Source organism: Marisediminitalea oceani, from assembly GCF_003731635.1.
GTDB lineage: Bacteria > Pseudomonadota > Gammaproteobacteria > Enterobacterales > Alteromonadaceae > Alteromonas > Alteromonas oceani.
Genome location: NZ_RCUA01000005.1, coordinates 63,419 through 85,180, shown reverse-complemented (window position 1 = coordinate 85,180; position 21,762 = coordinate 63,419). Strand labels below are relative to the sequence as shown.

The 21,762-nt window shown below is 49.6% G+C and carries 19 protein-coding genes; 10 read left to right on the top strand and 9 right to left on the bottom strand.

The genetic code is table 11. The features are described 5' to 3' along the window. Positions 1-34: 34 nt before the first annotated feature. Genes D9T21_RS01270 through D9T21_RS01255 form a run of 4 tightly spaced genes read right to left on the bottom strand, consistent with a single transcriptional unit; the run spans position 35 to position 3,342 of the window. The gene (locus tag D9T21_RS01270) at positions 35-898 is read right to left on the bottom strand and encodes an aminotransferase class IV (protein WP_123323374.1); all 864 of its coding nucleotides are present in this window, start codon (positions 896-898) and stop codon (positions 35-37) included. Next, positions 895-1,866 (bottom strand): 5-oxoprolinase subunit C family protein, encoded by a 972-nt coding sequence (locus D9T21_RS01265; protein ID WP_123323373.1) that lies wholly within the window; start codon positions 1,864-1,866, stop codon positions 895-897. The genes D9T21_RS01270 and D9T21_RS01265 overlap by 4 nt, the downstream gene beginning before the upstream one ends. Next, positions 1,866-2,573 carry a 5-oxoprolinase subunit PxpB gene (gene pxpB, locus D9T21_RS01260; protein ID WP_105935781.1) on the bottom strand — a complete coding sequence of 236 codons (708 nt, stop codon included), beginning with the start codon at positions 2,571-2,573 and terminating at the stop codon, positions 1,866-1,868. Before pxpB ends, D9T21_RS01265 begins: the two co-directional genes overlap by 1 nt. A 1-nt stretch (position 2,574) precedes the next feature. Further along, on the bottom strand, positions 2,575-3,342 hold the full coding sequence (locus D9T21_RS01255) for a 5-oxoprolinase subunit PxpA (protein ID WP_105935782.1): 768 nt from the start codon (positions 3,340-3,342) through the stop codon (positions 2,575-2,577). A 66-nt stretch (positions 3,343-3,408) separates the two neighbouring features. Here D9T21_RS01255 and D9T21_RS01250 point away from each other — a divergent pair, with 66 nt between their 5' ends. Both D9T21_RS01250 and D9T21_RS01245 read left to right on the top strand, forming a co-directional pair. Then, entirely contained in the window at positions 3,409-4,242 is an 834-nt protein-coding gene (locus D9T21_RS01250; RefSeq protein WP_123323372.1) for a CvfB family protein, read from the top strand. Between the two features lie 5 nt (positions 4,243-4,247). Continuing rightward, complete coding sequence (locus tag D9T21_RS01245) at positions 4,248-4,643, top strand: OsmC family protein (protein WP_105935784.1); 396 nt, start codon at positions 4,248-4,250, stop codon at positions 4,641-4,643. A 47-nt stretch (positions 4,644-4,690) separates the two neighbouring features. Here D9T21_RS01245 and D9T21_RS01240 read toward each other — a convergent pair whose 3' ends face one another. Further along, positions 4,691-5,914 carry an MFS transporter gene (locus D9T21_RS01240; protein WP_105935785.1) on the bottom strand — a complete coding sequence of 408 codons (1,224 nt, stop codon included), beginning with the start codon at positions 5,912-5,914 and terminating at the stop codon, positions 4,691-4,693. Positions 5,915-6,257: 343 nt separating this feature from the next. Here D9T21_RS01240 and D9T21_RS01235 point away from each other — a divergent pair, with 343 nt between their 5' ends. From D9T21_RS01235 to D9T21_RS01225, 3 genes are read left to right on the top strand one after another with little or no spacing between them, the layout of a single operon-like run. Then, on the top strand, positions 6,258-7,340 hold the full coding sequence (locus D9T21_RS01235; RefSeq protein WP_123323371.1) for an efflux RND transporter periplasmic adaptor subunit: 1,083 nt from the start codon (positions 6,258-6,260) through the stop codon (positions 7,338-7,340). Between the two features lie 19 nt (positions 7,341-7,359). Then, positions 7,360-10,644: an efflux RND transporter permease subunit gene (locus D9T21_RS01230; RefSeq protein ID WP_123323370.1), complete on the top strand. Its 3,285-nt coding sequence runs from the start codon at positions 7,360-7,362 to the stop codon at positions 10,642-10,644. Then, positions 10,637-13,702, top strand: coding sequence for an efflux RND transporter permease subunit (locus D9T21_RS01225; protein WP_123323369.1), 3,066 nt, complete (start codon positions 10,637-10,639; stop codon positions 13,700-13,702). The genes D9T21_RS01230 and D9T21_RS01225 overlap by 8 nt, the downstream gene beginning before the upstream one ends. Before the next feature lie 85 nt (positions 13,703-13,787). Here D9T21_RS01225 and D9T21_RS01220 read toward each other — a convergent pair whose 3' ends face one another. The 3 genes from D9T21_RS01220 to D9T21_RS01210 form a co-directional block, all read right to left on the bottom strand. Next, positions 13,788-14,117 carry a DUF3718 domain-containing protein gene (locus D9T21_RS01220; protein ID WP_105935789.1) on the bottom strand — a complete coding sequence of 110 codons (330 nt, stop codon included), beginning with the start codon at positions 14,115-14,117 and terminating at the stop codon, positions 13,788-13,790. Between the two features lie 619 nt (positions 14,118-14,736). After that, the gene (locus tag D9T21_RS01215; RefSeq protein ID WP_105935790.1) at positions 14,737-15,531 is read right to left on the bottom strand and encodes a DUF2189 domain-containing protein; all 795 of its coding nucleotides are present in this window, start codon (positions 15,529-15,531) and stop codon (positions 14,737-14,739) included. A 182-nt stretch (positions 15,532-15,713) separates the two neighbouring features. After that, positions 15,714-16,193: a hypothetical protein gene (locus D9T21_RS01210; protein WP_105935791.1), complete on the bottom strand. Its 480-nt coding sequence runs from the start codon at positions 16,191-16,193 to the stop codon at positions 15,714-15,716. Between the two features lie 190 nt (positions 16,194-16,383). Between D9T21_RS01210 and D9T21_RS01205 the strand changes: the two genes are divergently transcribed. Genes D9T21_RS01205 through D9T21_RS01195 form a run of 3 tightly spaced genes read left to right on the top strand, consistent with a single transcriptional unit; the run spans position 16,384 to position 19,573 of the window. Then, positions 16,384-17,610, top strand: coding sequence for a pyridoxal phosphate-dependent aminotransferase (locus D9T21_RS01205; protein WP_105935792.1), 1,227 nt, complete (start codon positions 16,384-16,386; stop codon positions 17,608-17,610). Next, positions 17,610-18,215, top strand: a complete 606-nt coding sequence (yfbR, locus tag D9T21_RS01200; RefSeq protein WP_105935793.1) for a 5'-deoxynucleotidase — start codon at positions 17,610-17,612, stop codon at positions 18,213-18,215. The genes D9T21_RS01205 and yfbR overlap by 1 nt, the downstream gene beginning before the upstream one ends. Before the next feature lie 17 nt (positions 18,216-18,232). Next, positions 18,233-19,573, top strand: coding sequence for an anti-phage deoxyguanosine triphosphatase (locus D9T21_RS01195; protein ID WP_105935794.1), 1,341 nt, complete (start codon positions 18,233-18,235; stop codon positions 19,571-19,573). Positions 19,574-19,640: 67 nt separating this feature from the next. Here D9T21_RS01195 and D9T21_RS01190 read toward each other — a convergent pair whose 3' ends face one another. Then, positions 19,641-19,826: a hypothetical protein gene (locus D9T21_RS01190; protein ID WP_105935795.1), complete on the bottom strand. Its 186-nt coding sequence runs from the start codon at positions 19,824-19,826 to the stop codon at positions 19,641-19,643. 185 nt (positions 19,827-20,011) lie between these two features. On the opposite strand from D9T21_RS01190, the gene msrP reads away from it, so the two are divergent. Both msrP and D9T21_RS01180 read left to right on the top strand, forming a co-directional pair. Continuing rightward, positions 20,012-21,016 carry a protein-methionine-sulfoxide reductase catalytic subunit MsrP gene (gene msrP / locus D9T21_RS01185; protein ID WP_105935796.1) on the top strand — a complete coding sequence of 335 codons (1,005 nt, stop codon included), beginning with the start codon at positions 20,012-20,014 and terminating at the stop codon, positions 21,014-21,016. 6 nt (positions 21,017-21,022) lie between these two features. After that, on the top strand, positions 21,023-21,649 hold the full coding sequence (locus D9T21_RS01180; RefSeq protein WP_123323368.1) for a protein-methionine-sulfoxide reductase heme-binding subunit MsrQ: 627 nt from the start codon (positions 21,023-21,025) through the stop codon (positions 21,647-21,649). The last annotated feature ends 113 nt before the right edge of the window (positions 21,650-21,762 follow it).

The window sequence follows — 21,762 nt, the reverse complement described above, 5'->3', positions numbered from 1 at the left end:
GACTCCTTTTTTATTTAAGCGGCAGACTCAGCGCCTACAAAACAAATTTCTGTTCGCTGTAAACAGAGAACACTTTTTCCCAGATCTCGCCAACCTTACCGTCGCCTATCTGATTATCGCCAACCTTAACGATTGGCAGGATCTCTTTACCGGAGCTGGTGATCCAGACTTCATCAGCAGACAGTAATTCGCCCACGGTAATGACCTCTTCAGACACTTCAATTCCGGCTATTTTCAGACACTCCAGAACCAGCATCCGGGTGATCCCGGGGAGCAGCTGATTATCCAGCGGCGGTGTAAAAGCCTTGCCATCTTTAATGATAAACACATTACTGCTGCTCGCCTCGGTGATCTCACCCTGATGATTATACAGCAGCGTTTCGGCATTACCTTCTTTAACGCTTTGCTGGAAATGCATTACATTACCCAGTAGCGCCGTTGACTTAATATGACAACGTTCCCAGCGTAAATCTTCTGCCAGTGACACGCTGGCACCCGGGTGTGCATGACGATCGGCTTTAACCGGCGCCGATAAGGCAAAGGCAAAACCAAATACCGTAGGCGTAACGCCTTCCGGATAAGCATGATAACGGCGGGTATCTGCACCACGGCTGACATGCAGATAAACACCGATATTATCGCCTAAGGCCTCACGGTTATCGTCTATCAGACGCTGGACCAGTGTCTGCCACTCATCCCTGTCGATTTTATAATCAATCTCAATGGCTGCCAGGCCTTTGGCAAAACGGGCCATATGCTGACTGAACCCCACCATTTTACCTGCATAGCTGGGGATCACTTCGTAAATACCATCGCCGAAAAGAAAACCGCGATCCAGCGGCGAAATACGTGCTTGTTCCAACGGCACAAACTCGCCGTTTAAATATGCTATGGTCATGAGAGTCTCGTTGAGAAAACGCCCGGTCCACAGACCTCAAAAGATAGCCAGCGTTGAATAGCGGCCTGCATCAGCAGCCATTTTGCTCTGGCATCGTCGGCGTCGAGTTGATAAAAAGTTATCTTATCACCGGGAATGCCCTGTGCGAAATGATTCAGATCACATCGGGCAATGGTCCCGGCTTTGGGATAACCTCCAAGAGTTTGCCGGTCGGCCATCATCACAATGGGCTGACCGTCGGGCGGAATTTGCATCGCGCCAAGCGCAATGGCTTCTGAATATAAAGCCCTTGAGGGCAGCTCTATGGCAGGCCCGCTTAACCGATAGCCCATGCGATCGACCTGCGGCGTGATGGTGTATTCACTATTGAGTAGTCGCTGCCACTGCAATGGGCTTAGCCAGTCATGCTGATAGCCAGGCACCAAGCCTACCCGCGCGTCAGGCTGATAATCAGGGATCAATTGCGCCGGTAGCGCGTCGGGCAATTTTTGCGCTGATGCTACGCTGGCAACCACCACTTCGTCACCCGCCTTTAAAGGTTTACCATCGTTATGCAAACCGCCCAGCTGTTCACGCTTTACCATACTGGCACTGCCAACCACCCGGGGAAACTCAAAGCCGCCCTGAATCGCCAGATAGTGTTTGCTGCCGATTCTTGCCGGCGCCACAATAAGCTGCTGACCGGCGTTAACCTGTATCGACTGCCAGCTTTGATGCAGCTGATTATCCAGGGTGATCTCAGCGGCCGGCCCGGTAACGCTCACCACTGCCGGAGCGGTAAATTCCACGCCCAGGCCGCCAATAAACTCGATGGCCGTAGCACCCTGTTGTCCGCACAGTAAATTAGCCAGCGAAAACGCATAGAGATCCAGCGGGCCCGACTGACAAAACCCCTGATGTAATTGCCCCCGCCGGCCGGCATCCACCGGATAGGCGGTTAAATCGACGCGGGTAAAACGTACTGCCATCAGGCCGACTCCCCTGCTTTCTGCGCCAGGGCGTGATACTCATCTTCACTGATGGCATAAAACTCAACCTTGTCACCCGCCTGCATCAACGTTGGCTCTGTAGCGCCGGGTTTATATAGATCTACCGGACAAAGGCCAAGTAAATGCCAGCCACCAGGCGATACATCCGGATAGACTGCGGTCTGCCGGTCAGCAATCGCTACAGCGCCCTTAGGTACCGCTTGACGCGGGTTTGCCAGACGCGGTGTAGTCAGCTCCGCCGCCAGCTCTCCCAGATAGGCAAAGCCTGGCGCAAACCCCACAGCAAAAACGGTGTAAGCAGACTGCTGATGACGTTCAATAATCTCGGCAGCAGATAATCCAGTAGTATTGCTAACCAGCTCGAGATCATTGGCCTCAGGCGCGCCATACCACACCGGTAGACGGTGTAATGTGGAGGCGGCCTGACTATTGGTATCGGTTATCGGTAGCTGTTTAACAAACTGATAAACGCCGTGGTAATCCACCTCGCTCATATTAAACACCAGCATTAAACTGTCGTAGGAAGGTACCAACTCTGTTAACCAGTGGGGACGATGCGTCACCAACGCTTGATGCAGCGCGTTAACCGCCTGGTTCTGCGCGGCCAGATCAGCTCCGCTGGTATAGAAAATAACGCCGTCCTCACCGGCGGCCTGCACTGCCCGTATCGTACCGAAAGGTTGCATATCAGGCGTTCGCTCCCGGCCTCACGTGACTCAGCTTACGTTTGGTTAACGCTACCCGCAGCGACTCTGCCATGGCGACTGCACCAGGCGAATCACCATGCACGCAAAGTGTATCCACCGGCATGCTTAACACGCTGTAGTCGCTGGCAATAATAATTCCGTCATCCATTAACCGGGTAGCCTGTTCATACGCCTGCTCCTCGTTGAGCACAGCACCGGACTCCTTACGCGACATCAGGTAGCCTTCAGGAGTGTATTTACGGTCGGCAAACGCCTCAAATAATAACACCAGGCCAAACTCAGCGGCCTCCCGGCTTAATTGCTGATGGTCCGGATGCGCCTGAATCATCAGCGGAACATCCGCAACCGAACAACTGGCAACTGCCTGCATCACAGTGCGCCGAAGTGCAGGCTTTTGCATCAGATCGTTATACAAAGCGCCATGGGGTTTAATGTACTCCACCTCGCCGCCCTGTGCCCGGGCCATTCCATCTAGCGCAGCAATCTGGTAGTGCAGGCAGGCAATCAGTTCATCGTCGGCCATGGCCAGGCTACGGCGGCCAAAACCAGCCAGGTCGGGATAAGCAGGATGGGCTCCAATAGCTACATTGTGTTCAATGGCCAGGCCAATGGCTTTTTGCAGGGTAAGCGGATCGCCGGCGTGAAAACCACAGGCAATATTGGCCATGTCGATATGAACCATGATTTGTTCATCAACAGGCATTGTCCAGGCGCCATAACTTTCGCCTAAATCGCAATTTAACATCATAAGCGGTTAGTTCTTCGTGACATATCGGTTATCATGTTACTTGTTTTATTTTAAAAGTCAGTCCCCATGCTAAAAATTGGTCAGATTAACCCGCTTAAAGTGGTTGGAGAGTTTCCCTTCGGTTATCAGTTGTCTCACGCGGATGATGATCGCAGTATTGTGCTTACCGAAGAGGTAGAACAACCACTGGCAGTCGACAGCGAAGTGCAGGCCATGGTGTATACCGGTGAAAACGGCCAGCTCGCGGCCAGCCTGGTAACCCCAAAAATTCTGGCTGGTGAGGTCAAAGTATTAAAAGCGGTGGGCGTTACCGATTTTGCCGCTTTTTTCGACTGGGGATTGCCGCGCGATTTGATGGTTCCCCGCCAGAACCAGGCAATGCCGGTTAATCAGGGCATGGTTTACCCGGTTTATCTGTATTTTGATGAGCCCACCGGCCGCCTGCTGGGTACCACCAAATTACACCCGTTTTTAAGCGAGAATGGCATCTACTTTAAGGCCGGCCAGGAAGTCGAGCTGATTGTATGCGGCCAGACCGACCTGGGTTACAAAGTAGTCATCAACCAGACTCACCTGGGGTTAGTATTTGCCAGTGACGCCTTTAAGAAGCTGCGCATTGGCGACGAAACCACCGGGTACATTAAGCAGGTGCGTGAAGACGGCAAAATCGACGTTGCCCTGCAACAGGTTAACGCTACCGGGCGGGATGCACTACAACAGGCAATCCTCGACGATCTGGAAGCCCACGGTGGCTTTTCCACGCTCACCGATAAAAGCCCGCCGGAAGAAATTTACGCCCACTTTAACGTGAGTAAAGCGGCTTACAAACGCGCTTTAGGCGCCTTGTATAAGCAGCAGAAGATTAAACTGGATAAACAAAAAATCACCCTGGTGGAATAATAACAATGAAAGCGACAGTCAGTTGGCAACAAGCCCTTACCTTCTCAGGAAAAACCGAAAGCGGTTTCAGCCAGACCCTCGATGGCAATGGTGAAACCCTGTCCCCCATGGAAACAGTATTACTGGCGGTTGGCGCCTGCTCCAGTATCGATGTGGTGGATATTCTTAAAAAACGCCGCCTGACCATTCACGACTGCCAGTGCGAGCTGGAGGCAGACCGTGCCGAAGAACCGCCGCGGGTATTTACTAAAATCCATGCCCATTACATCGTGAGCGGTGACAACTTAAAAGAAAAAGACGTCGACCGCGCAGTGTCACTGTCGGCCGAGAAATATTGCTCGGTGATGCTCATGTTAAAAGGCAATGTGGTTATCACCACCAGCTACACTATTGTTGATTAACCATCATTTTGCGGCGGGCAGTTAACCCACAACTGCCCGCACATTCATCATACTGCTAAGGGTTGCTCCCGCAGTCGTGGGACTGGCCGCTCATCAATAAACACATGTACCAGCGCAGTAACCAGTGCTATCGAACAGGCACTCCACCACACCACATCGTAAGAACCGGTAAGGTCGTACAAATAGCCGCCCAGCCAGACACCGCTGAACGAGCCCAGTTGATGACTTAGAAAAACGATACCGTACAACAGCCCCATGTAAGGCAGGCCAAATAATTGTGCCACCAGCCCGGACGTTGGCGGTACAGTGGCTAACCACAGCAATCCGGTAACAATAGAAAACAGGTACACCGACATTTCACTCATTTCAAACAGCATAAATGCGGCTATCGCAATCGCACGCAACGCGTAGATAATGGTCAGCAGGTTTTTCTTCGAATATTTACCCGACCACGAGCCGGATAGCAGACAACCAAAGATATTAAACAATCCAATCAGCGATAAACTCACTACCGCGGTGTTAGCCGAAAATCCTCGGTCACTTAAAAACGCTGGCATATGCACGGTAATAAATGCCAGTTGAAAACCACACACAAAAAAGCCCACCACAATCAGCCAGTAATGCCAGTAACCACAAGCCTCTTTCAGTGCCTCACGCATGGTTTGTGCGGTACTGTCTTTATTAACCGCCAGCTGCGCCCCGCCCGATTGGCGGAACGTAGCAGCCAGCACCGCCATTAACAACGAACATCCGGCCAGCAATAACAGCGCGTTTACCCAGCCAAAACCGAGAATAAATTCCTGGGCAACCGGCACGACCAGAAGCTGCCCGGCAGACCCTGCGGCGCTACCAAGCCCCAGCGCAAAAGCGCGCTTTTCCACCGACACCATGCGTGCCATAGCGGGTAACACCACTCCAAAACCGGTGGCGGCAATGCCCATTCCCATCAGCAATCCTGCGCCGGTGTTCAATCCGGCAACCGAATCTGTTGTGGCGGTTATGGCTAACCCTGCCGCATATAAAAAGGCGCCAACCACCACGGTTCTGGCCGTACCGTACTTATCGGCAATAGCGCCGGCGACAGGTTGTGACAGCCCCCACCACAGATTTTGCAACGCCAGTGCAAAAGCAAACACCTCCCGGCCATAACCGAACTCGGACGACACCGGCTCCATAAAAAAGCCCATGGAAGAACGAATACCAAAATTGAGAGCCAGAAGAATGCAAATAAAGGCAATGGAGAAGCTGACTAATTTAACCGGTGCTGACATGAAAGAATCCGAAAACGCTGCAATAAAATTGAGGTGAAACCAAGACCCGTAATTGTTACAGCCCCAACCACAATTGTCGCCTATTGATTGTATTTTTCTGCTCTTGGGGGCCTGAATGACAGAAAAATTGTTTCTACGCTCATTAAAATAGTCAAAATCCTCAACATATAACCAATTCACTCAACAGTTAGCCATTACCGCCACACCAAATTGATACAATTGCTTACACAAAGATACATCTGCTCGCTAATTTATTGTTTTGTAGGGATTTATACTTTACTTAACAATTTGGCACAGCGAATGCTGTTAGGCGTATATAACTATATACTTTCAAGGTAAAACGATGGAACACGTAAAAACCCACCGCAACATCAGCTCATTACTCATTGCCGGCCTGCTGGCCAGTAGCGTGACCTTAACCGGTTGTATTAACGCCGAGGCCACCGACACCAAAGCTGAGCAAAAAGAAGAAGTGGTTGTCAGCATCCCCGTAGAAGCCACGCCTGTGACCATGGGCGATATCTCATCGAGCTATCAGACCACGGCCATCTTAGAAGCCAAAGAAGAAGCGTTTGTAGTCGCCCGGGCGTCAGGTATTGTTGAGCACATTTTTGTCGAAGAAGGCGATTATGTCGAAAAGGGTCAGGTACTTGCCCAGCTCGACAAAAAACGTTACGAGTTAAACCTGAGTAAAGCCCGTGCCGATCTCACCGGTATCGAAAAAGAATTAAGCAAAATTAAGAAAGTGTATTCCAGCAAGCTGGTGAGCGACGACACCTTTGATAAGCTCACCGCCCAGTACGAAGCAGCCAAAGCCGTGCTGGCACTGGCCGAACTGGATCTGAAAGAAACTACCATCACCGCCCCCATCAGCGGTTACATTGCCGAACGTAATGCCAAGGTGGGTAACCTCACCGAGTCTTTCCAGCGCGAAAGAATGTTCCATATCGTTCAGCAAAAAGCCTTACAGGGAATTGTTTACCTGCCTGAAAGCGAAATGGCCTCCATTGCGGCAAAACAAAATGCCAGCCTGAAAATTGCAGCGCTGGGTAACGCCACGGTAACTGGCTATGTAGAACGGATCAGCCCGGTAGTTGATGCGACCACCGGCACCTTTAAAGTTACCCTCACCGTTCCTAATACTAACGGCCGCCTGAAAGCAGGTATGTTTTCTGAAGTCTCTATAGATTACGATACTCACGCGAATGCGACCTTATTACCCCGTAAAGCGCTGCTAACCATCGACGACCAAACCAGTGTGTTTGTGGTGGAAGAAGGCGTAGCGAAAAAGCTAGATGTAACCACCGGCTTTGAAAACGGTGAATTTATCGAAATTACCAACGGCCTTACTGGTTCAGAAACCGTTGTTACCGTCGGGCATCACAATCTGAAAGATGCGTCACCAGTTGAAATTGTAAACAGCTGATAGCCGCCAGGAGATTGTTATGCAACTTGTTGATATTGCGGTAAAGCGCCCTGTCGCGATTGCTATGTTCACACTCGCCGTGCTGTTATTTGGCATGGTCTCTTTAGGCCGGTTATCGGTAAACCTGTTACCCGAACTGGCCTACCCGACTCTGACAATTCGTACCGACTACACCGGTGCGGCGCCTGCTGAGGTAGAACAGCTGGTATCCAAACCCATCGAAGAAACCATTGGCACCGTTAAAGGCGTGCGCACCGTTAAATCTATTTCACGGCCTGGCCAGTCAGACGTTGTGCTGGAATTCGCCTGGGGCACTGCCATGGATTTCGCCAGCCTGGAAGTGCGGGAAAAACTGGATATCCTGCAACTACCACTGGATGTCGATAAACCCCGTTTATTGCGCTTTAACCCCAGCCTCGATCCTATTTTGCGCTATGGCCTGAGCTTCAATACGCCGGATCCTTCCGTTGAAGCCATGAAGTCGTTACGTATTTATGCCGATGAGCAGATTAAGCGTCAACTGGAGTCCATTGAAGGCGTTGCTTCGGTAAAAATTGGTGGTGCCCTGGAAAACGAAATTCAGGTACTGGTGGACCAGCGCCGTGTCAGCCAGTTAAATATCAGTATCAACACCATTATCACTCGTCTTAAAGAGGAAAACCTCAACACCGCAGGCGGTCGCATTGATAACGGCAATCAGGCGTTTCTGGTGCGTACCCTGAACCAGTTTACCGGTCTCAATGAGATTGGTGAGCTGTATATAGCCAACCGTAACGGCAAGTCTATTCGCCTGCGCGATGTGGCTACCATTCAGAATACCTATAAGGAACGGGATGCCATTAGTCGGTTTAACGGCAAGGAAGGCGCTGAGATTGCCATATACAAAGAAGGTGACGCCAACTCAGTAGACGTAGCACGTCAGGTAGGGATTGCCCTTGAGCGGATCCAAAATCAGCTGCCTTCTGACTATGCGCTGGATAAAGTGTACGATCAGAGTGAGTTTATTAAACAAGCCATCGAAGATGTAAAATCGTCTGCCATTATCGGCGGCATCCTTGCCATGATCATTCTTTACCTGTTCCTTAAGGATTTCTGGCCAACGCTGATCATCTCAGTATCGATTCCGCTATCGGTTATCGCCACATTTAACCTGATGTACGGAAACGATATCAGCCTTAACATTATGAGCCTCGGTGGTATTGCTCTGGCGGTAGGTTTGTTAGTGGATAACAGTATCGTGGTACTGGAAAATATCGACAAACACAAACAGCGCGGCAAGGGCCTGATGAGCGCTGCGACGGCGGCGACCGAAGGCACCAAGGAAGTCTCCAGTGCCATTTTAGCCTCCACGCTCACTACCCTGGCAGTATTTGTACCGCTTATTTTTGTCGAAGGCATTGCCGGTCAGTTATTCAGCGACCAGGCCATGACCGTTTCGTTTGCCCTAATAGCCTCACTGATTGTGGCCCTGACGGTGATCCCGGCACTGGCCGCCAAAGCCCACCGTGAAGACAGTTTCACTGAGCAGGATGCGCTGGAGCCGACACCTGCTGGCCGCCCTGAAGGCTGGCGCAAGATCGTGTTTTACATTACCTGGCCGCTACGCATGCTGGTTAAGCTGGTATTCGGGATCATTCCCATGCTGGTTACGACCCTGCTTATTACAGTGTGGCGCGCTATCAGCACCGCTCTGTCGTTTATTTTTAAGCCACTCACCGGCCTATTTGGCCTGGCCTTTAACGGTATAGAGAAGCTCTATAATGTCAGCCTGAAAGCTGCCCTGCGCACCCGCTGGTTGGTGCTGGGCGTGGCTGTTGCCGTTACCGCGTCGGCGTTTATGCTCATCCCTCGATTAGGCATGGAGCTTATTCCACGCATGTCACAGGGTGAATTTTTCATTGAAGTCACCCTGCCGGCAGGCTCACGTGTTGAGCAAACCGACGACTTACTGACCCGTTTGGCGCTCTATACCGAATCCTTGCCTGATGTTGATCGTACCTATTCACTGGCCGGTACCGGCAGTCTTATAAGTGCTGGGCCATCACAGGGAGGCGATCACTGGGGCAAACTTAACGTAGTACTGGATAAACAGGCCAGCGATGCCGATGAAGCCCGGGTTAAAGAGTCATTACGTGAATACCTGGCTAAACAGGCCGGTGTGCAGAGCAAGTTTGGTTACCCGGAATTATTTACCTTTGCGGCACCGATACAGATTGAACTGCAAGGTTATGATTTAGCGCTGCTCCAGCGCAGTGCCGACTCGTTGAAGCAGGCACTGGAAGGCAGCAGCCGTTTTGCCGATGTAACCAGCAGTCTGCGGGTCGGTAACCCTGAACTTAAAATTAACTTCAATCACGCGGCCCTTGCCCGCCTGGAGTTGGATGCGTCTACCGCCGCCAAGCTGGTAGCCGCACAAATTGGCGGTGAAGTAGCAACCCAGTACAGTATGCGCGACCGTAAAGTGGATATTCTGGTACGCACTGCCGATACACAACGCGACCAGATTGACGATATCAGCCAAATCATCATTAATCCGGGCGCAGAACAACCCGTGCCCTTACATGCTGTGGCTGAAGTCTTTGTGAGTAACGGTCCCAGTGAGATCACCCGGGTAGGCCAGCAACGTGTAGCATTGCTGGAAGCCAATCTGCGCTATGGTGATTTGGCTCAGGGCGTGACTGAAGCAGAACAAATTATCCGTGAAATTGCCCTGCTGCCGCAGTTGCGGGCAACCATTGCCGGTCAGAGCGAAGACATGCAGCAAAGTTTTGACTCGCTGATGCTGGCCCTGGCGCTGGCTATCTTTATGGTGTATCTGGTAATGGCTTCACAGTTTGAATCACTGGGTCACCCGCTGCTGATTTTATTTGCCATTCCCATGGCCGTAGCCGGCGCTATTTATGGTCTGCTGCTCACCAACACCAACGTTAGTGTGGTGGTGTTTATCGGATTAATAATGCTCTGCGGTATCGTGGTTAATAACGCCATTGTACTGATAGATCGCATCAATCAGTTACGTGAACAGGGTCAGGATAAACATAGCGCCATCATCGATGCCGCTAACAGCCGCTTACGTCCCATTATCATGACCACGCTGACCACTATTCTTGGCCTGCTGCCCATGGCCATTGGCTTTGGTGAAGGTGCCGAGGTGCGCACGCCTATGGCCATCACCGTAATCTTTGGTTTACTGTTCTCTACCTTGCTGACCCTTATTCTGTTACCGGTGATTTACTCACTGTTCGACCGCAAACAGTTTGCCGTAACGGCGAGCGACACTGCCGGAGACAAAGTTTATGGATAAGTTTGCTCAGGCTGGCGCCACTCTGACCAGCTTTGCCCTGCGCAAACCGGTCACTATCTGTATGTGTTTCCTGTCGATGCTGATTTTCGGCATCGCTGCAGGACGCTTGTTACCGCTGGAGAAATTTCCCGGCATTGATATCCCGCAAATGGTAGTACAGGTGCCCTATCGCGACGCCACTCCGGCCGAAATAGAGCGCATGATCACCCGTCCGGTGGAAGAAGCGATTGCCACCATGTCCGGCATCAAACGGCTACGGGCAACCTCGTTTGAAAACCGCGCTGAAGTGTTTGTGGAATTTGACTGGGACGCCAACATTAAAGCCAAAAGCATCGAGGCCCGGGAAAAAATTGATGCTATTCGCGACGAACTGCCCGATGATGTTGAGCGCGTGATGGTGTTTAAATTTAATACCAACGACATGCCGATTTTCCAGCTGCGGGTCTCCAGCGAACGCGATCTGTCGAACGCCTACGATCTGCTCGACCGCAATTTAAAAGGCGAAATCGAGCGGGTTCAGGGTGTCTCCCGGGTTGAATTGTATGGTGTTGAGAAAAAACAAATCAGTATTCGCCTTATCCCGGAACGCATTACTTCACTGCATATCGACACCAACGAACTGGGCAGACGGTTGCGGGAAGCCAACTTCTCGATGACGGCCGGGCACTTTTTTGCCAACGACCAGAAGTTTATTGTTAATCCCCAGGGCCAGTTCTCTGATATGCGCGATATCCAGCAGCTCTATGTTGCACCGGGGATCATGCTTAAAGATATTGCCACGGTGGATTATGAAACACCTGAGCGTAACAATGGCCGCCACCTCGACCGCGCCTATGCGGTGGGTCTGAATATCTTCCGTGAATCAGGCAGTAACCTGGTAGAAGTCAGTGAACAGGTAATGGCGGTGGTTGAAAAAACCAAACAGGATCCGGCTTTTAACGGCATTAACCTGTACGTAATGGATGACGTGGCCGAAAGTGTCACCTCATCGTTATCAAATCTGGTGGAAGCGGGTTTATTTGGTGCGCTACTCTCGGTTGTGGTGTTGTATTTATTCCTGCGGCAACTCACAACCACCCTGTTGGTTGTGCTGTCTGTGCCGTTTTCTATCTGTATTACCCTGGGCGTCATGTATTTGCTGGGGTACTCGCTGAATATCCTGTCGCTGATGGGCCTGATGCTGGCGGTAGGTATGCTGGTAGACAATGCGGTAGTAATCACTGAGAGTATTTTTCAGCAGCGGGCCACCCATGCCGATGCGAAACAGGCTACCAAATTAGGCGTTGGCAAGGTGAGTCTGGCTGTCATCGCCGGTACCACTACAACGGCTATCGTCTTTTTACCCAATATTGTGGGCGTTAAGATTGATGTCACCGTGTTTCTGGAGCACGTGGCCATTGCCATTTGTATCTCGCTGTTTGCCTCACTACTGATTGCACAAACGCTGATCCCCCTGCTGGCCTCAAAGGTTAAGCCGCCTGCCGCTCACCATGCAAAGCCTGCAGGGTATATTAAGCGTTATCGCAAAATCTTAAACTGGGCCATGCATAATCAGGGCAAAACCTCAGTTATTGCGTTAGCTATTCTGGCCAGTACGGCTATTCCGCTGGGCGTTATTTCCAACGATGATGAAGGGAATGATAACCGCTCCCGAGTCTGGCTGAACTATCACATCAGCCAGAATTACACTCTGGAAGAAGTAGAGAAAACCGTTGATAAAATGGAAGCTTATCTCTACGACAATCAGGAAAAGTTCTACATAAAACAGGTGTATACCTATTACGAAGCTGGCCAGGCAACATCTGGTATCACCCTGCAGGATGATTTACCGGTACCGGTAAGCGAAATTAAACGCCTGATACTTGAGAATATGCCGAAGTTTGTCCGGGCTAAACCGTCTTTCCGCTGGAACGAAGGCAATGGCGGTGGGGTCAGACTCACCCTGCTTGGCGAATCTTCTGATCAGCTCAGAGTGATCGCCAACCGTGTGGTAGAAGTGCTGGACAACGTTGATGGCTTAACTGATGTGCGCGCCGACGTTGGTAGCGAACGCCAGGAACTGCAGATCCGTATCGACCGCGACAAAGCTTATCAGCTGGGCCTCACCACTCAGCAGGTGTCAGGTCTGGTAGCGACTGCCCTGCGCGGTAATAACCTGCGCACCTTCCGCTACGGTGAAGCCGGCGAGGTCAATGTCAAACTCATGTATGGTAAATCGGTGCAAGAATCACTTAATGCACTGCAAAACCTTAATTTAACCAACAATTCGGGCCGTAATATCACCCTGGACATGGTGGCCGACATTTCGGTTATGCCGCAACTGGCGCAAATAAATCGCTATTATCGTCAAACCGCCCTGTCAGTGGGTGCCAATCTGGAAGAAGGCACCACTATGGAACAGGCCCGCGAACGAATTGAGGCCGCCATGCAGTACATGAGCCTGCCCTCTGGCTATAGCTGGACGCTGGACGGCGGCTTCCGTCGTCAGGACGAAGCCTTTGCGGTAATGCAAATGAATATGTTGCTGGCTGTGTGCATGATCTACATTGTTATGGCAGCGCTGTTTGAATCCTTGCTGCTACCAACCGCCGTTATTACGTCACTGCTGTTTAGTATTACTGGCGTATTCTGGGCCTTTATGATCACGGGCACTTCTATGTCGGTAATGGGCATGATAGGCATGCTGATCCTGATGGGAATAGTGGTAAACAACGGTATTGTGCTGGTAGATAGAATTAACCAGTTGATTGGCGAAGGCGAAGCCTTAATTACCGCTATAGTAGATGGATGCAGCTCGCGGATCCGGCCAATTCTGATGACGGTTTCCACCACGGTACTGGGTCTGGTACCTCTGGCAATGGGCAGCACCCGTATTGGTGGCGACGGCCCGGCCTACTCGCCCATGGCAATAGCCATTATTGGCGGCTTAGTGTTCTCCACACTAACCAGTCTGTTTCTGGTTCCATTGGCTTATGTACTGTTACTGAAGTTACGTTATCGGGTGAGCAAAATGATTTTCCGCTCGAAAGTACAGGTGAGTCGTTGGATTAGGGCTTAAGGATAAAGCGCCTGAGAAGGAAGGAGTTAAACGGGAACTCGGTTTTTTGACCACTGCGGTTCCCGTTTACTGATTCCCGGCACGATTAGCTGCGTGCAGTCAGGAATTGATAGACGTTTGATGCGTCACGAGACTGAGAAAACTCAACCAGAGATACACCATTACAAGTTACACCGTCTTTTGCACTAACTACTTTCAGTACTTCACGCTGGCTCGCACCAATCAGACCGATGTTACGTGATACAGAAGAACGCAGCAGGCGAACGTCATCTTTTACTACCGCTTTACAAAAACCAGCGAACTCAGTATCACCTGTAAAACGAACACCTTCAGCAGTTACGTCAGCAGAAGCAGTTGATACACCCATTACTGCTAATACTGCAGCAGCGATTGTTGATTTGATTACTTTAGTCATTTAAATTTCCTCTCATATTATCTTGGTATCCACCGGAAGCTGTAGAGCGAAATTGCTGTTTATCAGTTCTGGTGTCAGCCCAACGATTTGCGCTGAGCGTTTCTCGTTGGTGCACTATATTTATGCCCCATCTGAAAGAAAATTACTGTTTTATTATTGTATAGGTATGGTGAAAATAGCGTAAATTATAATGTTAATAGCCAATTAACAACTTACACCTTTGTTTTTAAAGGGTATTTTTTAAATAAATATTACCATTCAGAATATCTATTAAACTTTAGATATAAAAAAGTTCTAAAAAACACCTTCAATTCTGAAAGTTTTTAGCTTGATTCAGCCAGTTATTCACAAATTTATACAACTTAAGTTGATAAAACGGCTCTTAGAGCTCACTTAACCTGTAATTTAATTACAGAAATAATGTAAAAACGATGAAAATTTGGCTATTTTGAAAGTCAGACAGAACGACAATCGTCATCAGAAAGAAGATTCATCAGCGCCCGTAATGATTTCAATTAAAGATAAATTGGTTGCGGGGCAAGGTTAAAAGCAGAAAAAAGGGTAGCCAGACTATATGCCCGACTACCCGTAGGTTATGAAGGAGAGGTCGAGAGCCGGATTAAACGTATTCACGTTCCCGCTTGGTTTCGATGGCATCAATGTAACCATGCCAGGAGGCATAGCCAAGTAATGGCATTAATACAATGAAGCCGATAAACCCGGTAACAAAGCCAATGGCAACGATGGAGAAAATGATACCAGCCCAGATAAACATCGGTACCTTATTCACCCATACAGCATTAATGCTGGTCATCACAGCAGTGGCTAAATCAACTTTCCGCTCCAGCAGAATGGGCTGAGTAAATGCGGTAACAAAAAACATACCGATACAGAACACTGCGCCTACGCCGGTTCCAAGAATAAGGAAAGGCATTAAGCTTTCCAGACTCTCAATCTGATGCTGCGGATACAGTGCATGGATCAGGGAGGCAACACGTAACCAGAAGATCATCAGGATCATCAGCAAAATGCCAAATCCCCACTCGTTCACCGCATTACGGCGCATGGCACGTAGCGAATGCGATAAAGTGGGCTTATGGCCTTTTTCATGTTCCCAGCTTATATCGTACAAGCCCGCTGCCAGAAACGGACCAATCAGCATAAAGCACACTATCGAGGGCAAAATAATCAGGTGCCAGCCGGTCATCGCCACTAAAAAGGAGATTAACCAGGGAATGACGGCGAATAATAAACCATAGAAAACGGACAATAACGGGGTTTTTAATAAATCCTGAAAGCCCAGAGACAACCATTTAATGGGATCGCCGACATCGAGCTCTTTACAGGGAATGACCCTGGCGATACCGCTGTCGGTGATAGCGTTCTGGGGTGTTTCTTTAAAGTGTTGTGACATAAATTCACTTCCCTCAGTTGTTACTGTTAAGCGCAAAACAGGGGAACATTCACTTATCCACGATATTTACCGATCTTCTGAGCGAACCGGTGCTACTTACTGCAGAATCTTCCCCACCGTTATATATACGATAGATCCAATTACTAAAGTTCACAATTTATTAACAATAAAAATATTAAATATTAATATATACGAGGGATACTGACCGGTTGCCAGTAAAGGCGACGGTGAAAGTAGCGATTCACCGCCACATTAAAATCGTAAAAACTACATACTGCGCTTTTTTGCCCGGTGGCCACATCAAAAGTGAAACGATGACAATTATTGCCCCAGGGATGGTATTCAATATAAGTAAAGATGCGCGATACGGCACGCTCGGCGGAGCCATCGGCTACCAGCGGTTGCAGATCTTTATCGCAGAGCATATAAATGTGCTCGCCACTGCGGTCGTTTAAAAAACGCTGAGGCGACACGGCTTTCACCAATCCACTGCCATGCAGTTCAATAATGTGCCCATCAACCCACATACCCGTGTGTTCGAAAACGCCATAAATACCACAGCAAACCATGGCACCATCAACAGGTTTTACCGACACCCTGCTCTCGCCCGGGTAATGTTCTACCCCGGCGCTGTGATCTACAACTACATCTGAATGGCGCATGCGGACACCCTGCAAAAAGCAAACTTATTCTCTAAAAGCACTATTTTGAGTTATAGCCCTTCCTTTTTACTGTCTCAAGTCGGTTTTTGTAACAGTTTATGCAATATATTTGCGCTAAAGCGCAAAATTTGCTTAACAGCGTATAGCCCGATGCGATACCCTGAAAGCCCCGTAATTTAAGTAGTTTAAGATGAAACCGGTACACAGTTCGCACAAGTTAGATAACGTATGTTATGACATTCGCGGTCCGATCGCCGCGCAGGCTCGCAAGATGGAAGATGAAGGCCATCGTATTCTCAAACTGAATATTGGCAACCCTGCCCCGTTTGGATTTGATGCCCCCGACGATATCCTTAAGGACGTCATTCATAACCTGCCAACCTCACAAGGCTATTCTGACTCTACCGGTATTTACGCGGCCCGTGTTGCAGTAATGCAGTACTACCAGCAAATGAACATTCGCAACATCCAGGTTGATGATGTGTTTATTGGTAATGGCGTGAGTGAAATGATCATGATTGCCATGCAGGCGCTGCTTAATATGGGCGACGAAGTATTGTTACCCAGCCCGGATTACCCGCTATGGACGGCTGCGGTAAGCTTATCTTCCGGTACCCCGGTGCATTACCGCTGTGACGAACAGGCTGGCTGGTTTCCCGATATTGATGACATCAAAAGTAAGATCACCAAGAAAACCAAAGCCATCGTACTGATCAACCCGAATAACCCCACCGGGGCCGTGTACAGCAAAGAATTACTGCAACAAATTGTTGATTTAGCCCGCGAGCATGAGCTGGTGGTGTATTCCGACGAAATCTACGACAAGATTCTGTATAACGATGCCAAGCACACGTGCATAGCCTCACTGGCCGATGACGTGTTTTTTGTGACGTTTAGCGGTTTATCCAAAAACTACCGCGTGGCGGGCTTCCGTGCCGGCTGGCTGGTGGTATCCGGTAATAAACGCCTGGCTAAACACTATATTGAAGGGCTGAATATTCTGTCATCCATGCGGATGTGCGCCAACGTGCCCTGCCAGAGCGCTATACAAACAGCGCTTGGCGGCTATCAGAGCATCAACGATTTAGTCAAACCCGGCGGCCGACTGCAATTACAGCGGGATTTGGCGGCCCGTCGTCTGAATGACATCGACGGCATCACCTGTGTGCCGCCGAATGGCGCCATGTACTGTTTTGCTAAGGTCGATGCTGAGAAGTTTAATATCGCCAACGACGAACAAATGATCCTCGACCTGCTCAGCAGCGAAAAAATCCTGCTGGTTCACGGCCGTGCCTTCAACTTAAACGAAGGCATTTATTTCCGTCTGGTATTTTTACCGCACAGCGATATTTTAGGCCCGGCCATGGATCGCATTGAAAACTTCTTTAATGGCTACCGCCAGAAAGGTAAAAAGTAATGGCTGAAAACAGCCATTTCTTTGCCCACCTGGCCAGGATGAAACTGATTCACCGCTGGCCGCTGATGCATAATGTGCGTATTGAAAATGTTCAGGAGCACAGCCTGCAGGTGGCTATGGTTGCCCATGCCCTGGCGCTTATTCGTAATCGCTTTTTTGATGGTCAGCTCAATCCCGACCGGATTGCCACCCTGGCGATGTTCCATGATGTGTCTGAAGTGCTTACCGGCGATCTGCCTACGCCGGTTAAGTACTACAACCCGGCCATCAAGGAAGAGTATAAAAAGATTGAGAAAATCGCCGAGCAGAAGCTTATCGATATGGCCCCTGAGCCCTTTCGCGAAGATTACGCCGAATTAATCAGCGGTGACAAACACGGCGAAGACGAAGCCTTTATTGTAAAAGCCGCCGACGTTATTTGTGCCTACCTGAAAACGCTTGAGGAGCTCAGCGCCGGTAACCGTGAGTTCACGCTTGCCAAAAAGCGCCTTGATAAAATGCTCAAAGACTACCATTCAGACGAAGTGGATTATTTTTTAAAACAGTACGTGCCCAGCTTCTCTCTGAGTCTGGATGAAATCACTCAGGAAGATCACGGCGAGTAATAAAGGAGTCAGTCTGTATGCAATCCGATCGGCAATCCATCTGGTCCGAACGTCGGTTACCCCGCACTCAGGCAAGAGACGGCGATCATCGTTCGCCTTTTCAGCGTGATAAAGCGCGGGTACTCCACTCAGCGGCCTTTCGCCGTTTACAGGCCAAAACACAGGTACTGGGGGTGGGATTAAGTGATTTCTACCGTACCCGCCTCACCCATTCACTGGAAGCGGCGCAGATTGGCACCGGCATTACCGCACAGCTGCAAGGCAAATTTCCCCGCTTAACCGAATATGTCAGTCTCGATCCCTATTTAATTGAAACTCTTTGTCTGGCCCATGACATTGGTCACCCGCCGTTTGGCCATGGCGGTGAAATAGCACTGCATTACATGATGCACCAGCACGGCGGATTTGAAGGCAATGGCCAGACGTTTCGCATTGTTACCCGGCTGGAGCCCTATACCGCAGAACACGGCATGAACCTGAGCCGTCGTAGTGTTCTGGGCCTGGTGAAATACCCCAATTTTATCGATACGCTGACCAATCAGGATATTGTGCCGGCAGATGATTTACGCATGCGTCAGGTGAAAGCCGAAAACTGGCACCCGCCTAAAGGGCTGTTTCGCTGTGATGAAAATCTGTTTGACTGGTTACTCGCTCCGTTAAAACCAGAAGAACGCGACGCTTTTATGGCATTTAATCAAAGTGCCGGTAAGCACGGTAAAACCAGTCATAAGTCCTTTGATTGCAGTGTGATGGAGCTGGCCGACGATATTGCTTATGGTATTCACGATCTGGAAGATGCCATTGTGATGGGGATGGTTAAGCGCGCCGAATTCAGTGAAGAGCTGGAAAAGCCGTTGATTGAACTCAAAGTGTCGTGGCTGTCTGATGCTATCAGTAAACTCGGTGACCGCTTATTCAGCATTGAACAGTTTGAGCGCAAAAACGCTATTGGCGCACTGGTTAACTGCTTTATTACCGCAATCCGCATCGAGGAAAACCCGCAGTTTACTCACCCCTTGTTGTGTTATCAGGCGGTTCTTCCTCACCACCACAGTGAAGCCCTGGCCCTGTTTAAACAATTTGTATATCGCAAGGTCATTCGCAAACCTGAAGTGCAATTACTGGAATATAAAGGCCAGCAGGTAGTGATGGAGCTTTTTGAGGCATTCAGCTCAGATCCCACCCGCCTGCTACCGGAAAACACCCGCAGTCGTTGGTTACAGGCCGAGGAGCAAGGCAACGGTCACCGCGTGATTGCCGATTATATTTCAGGCATGACCGACGAATTCGCCGCCCGTCTCTATTCCAATATGTTTGTGCCTAAGCGCGGTGGTGTACTCGATACTTTGTCATTGTAAACGCCTGAACGGATGTTTAATACGCTTGCCTACCTGTAAGCAATCAGCAGCAGAGGCAGGCTACATATTAATGCAGGGCCAGTTTTACCGCGTTTAACTCGCTGGCTTCTGCAGAGGTCGGCATTGCTTTGGCGTCTTCCACCATTACAGCCATGGAATCCAGCACATCCAGAAAGTCTTTTAATTGCTCAGGATTCATTTGCGCAGACAAGGCTTCAATTTTAGCGATCAGGCTTTTTGTCGGTAATCTCATAAGTGTCAATATTCTGTGGTTTTAGGCATTGAACCAACAATGTTACAAATATCTTGCCAACTTGTAGGGGGTAGCGTGAGCCGCCGGCGCTGCGACTAATACTATCCGGCGGGGATGAAATTTTTTTGTGCTTAATGCGGTCTTAGTACGTAACCAGAGGTATTAGTTTTCGCAAATCAGGTATTATGACTAAACGATTTAAACCATCTCAAACTTTTAAAAGTCACGAAATTACCGACGAATCAGTGTTCTCATCGCGGCGCAGATTGCTCAAATCCATGGGGTTTGTTGGTGCTGGCGCGCTGTTAAGCGGTTCAGCAACAGCTCGTGGCTGGTTTGATGACGATGATGACAAGCCAGCATTCAAGGCCAAACCGCTGGATTTTACCCGCAACGACAGCCTGTCTACCGACGAAACCATGACGCCTTATGCAAAAGTCACCTCATACAACAACTTTTATGAGTTCGGCACCAGTAAAGACGATCCGGCAGAAAATGCCCAGGACTTTCAGGTTGACCCGTGGTCACTGAAAATTGACGGTATGGTTCGCAACCCCATTACCCTGAGCTATGACGATATCCTCAATAAATTTCCATTAGAGGAACGGGTGTACCGGTTAAGATGCGTTGAGGCCTGGTCGATGGTGATCCCCTGGCTGGGTTTTGAATTAAATAAACTACTCAAGCTGGCTGATCCGCTCGGTTCGGCTAAATATGTTGCGTTTAAAACCCTGTTCGATCCGAAACAGATGCCGGGTCAACGCAACCCGTTTATGGGTGGTGGTATCGACTACCCTTATGTGGAAGGCCTGCGTCTGGATGAAGCCATGCACCCGCTATCCCTGATGTCGGTTGGCGTGTATGGTAAAACCCTGCCACCGCAGAACGGCGCGCCAATTCGGTTGGTAGTGCCATGGAAATATGGCTTTAAAAGTATTAAATCAGTGGTGCGCATTACTCTCACCGATCAGGAGCCGCCGACTACCTGGAATCGCCTGGCAGCCCACGAGTATGGCTTTTATGCCAACGTGAACCCGAATGTTGCTCACCCACGCTGGAGTCAGGCCAGTGAACGACGGATCACTAAAGGCGGCCTGTTTTCACAGAACCGTATCGATACCGAGATGTTTAACGGCTATCAGGAAGTCGCCCCGTTGTATTCCAATATGGATCTCACCCGCTACTATTAGTATTTGATGAAGTTACTGAATAAACCGTTAAGATTATCTGCCCGGCAAATCACGCTGGGCAAAACGTTATTGCACCTGTTGATCCTCGGTTGGGTGATTTTCACTTTTTATCTGGGTGTCACCGATAACCTGGGGGCTGACCCGGTGAAAGCGCTGATTCATTTTACCGGTATCGGCGCCTTAAACCTGCTACTGATCACCCTGCTTATCAGTCCGACTGCCCGCTACCTTCCCGCCCCGGTTTTAATGCGTTTCAGGCGAATGCTGGGCGTCTATGTGTTCGTTTACGCTGCTATCCATCTGCTGACATATATCAGCTTTGAGTTACAGTTTGACTGGTCGTTGGTGGTGGGTGAAATTATTAAACGGCCGTACATTACCATAGGCATGGTTGCCTTATTACTGCTGGCTGCTTTAACCATTACCTCGCCTAATAAAGTCAGGCAACGTCTTGGCAAACGCTGGCAACCCCTGCATAACACAATCTACCTTGTTGTTTTTCTGGCCCTGTTACATTTTAGCTGGTCACGCAAAACCGGCTTGCAGGAACCTTTGATTTACTGGGTAATCGCCTTGCTGATTTTGCTTCCCAGACTGCAATACCTGAAACAGCGTCTGCGACGCGCACGCTGACACCTCAGCAGTATGTAAATTTTATATAGGATTAAGTGAATATTTCTTTCGTTGCTGAAAATTTTTGTAGCGATAACCTTTAATACCCTGTTTTAAAATAACTTTTTATTCGG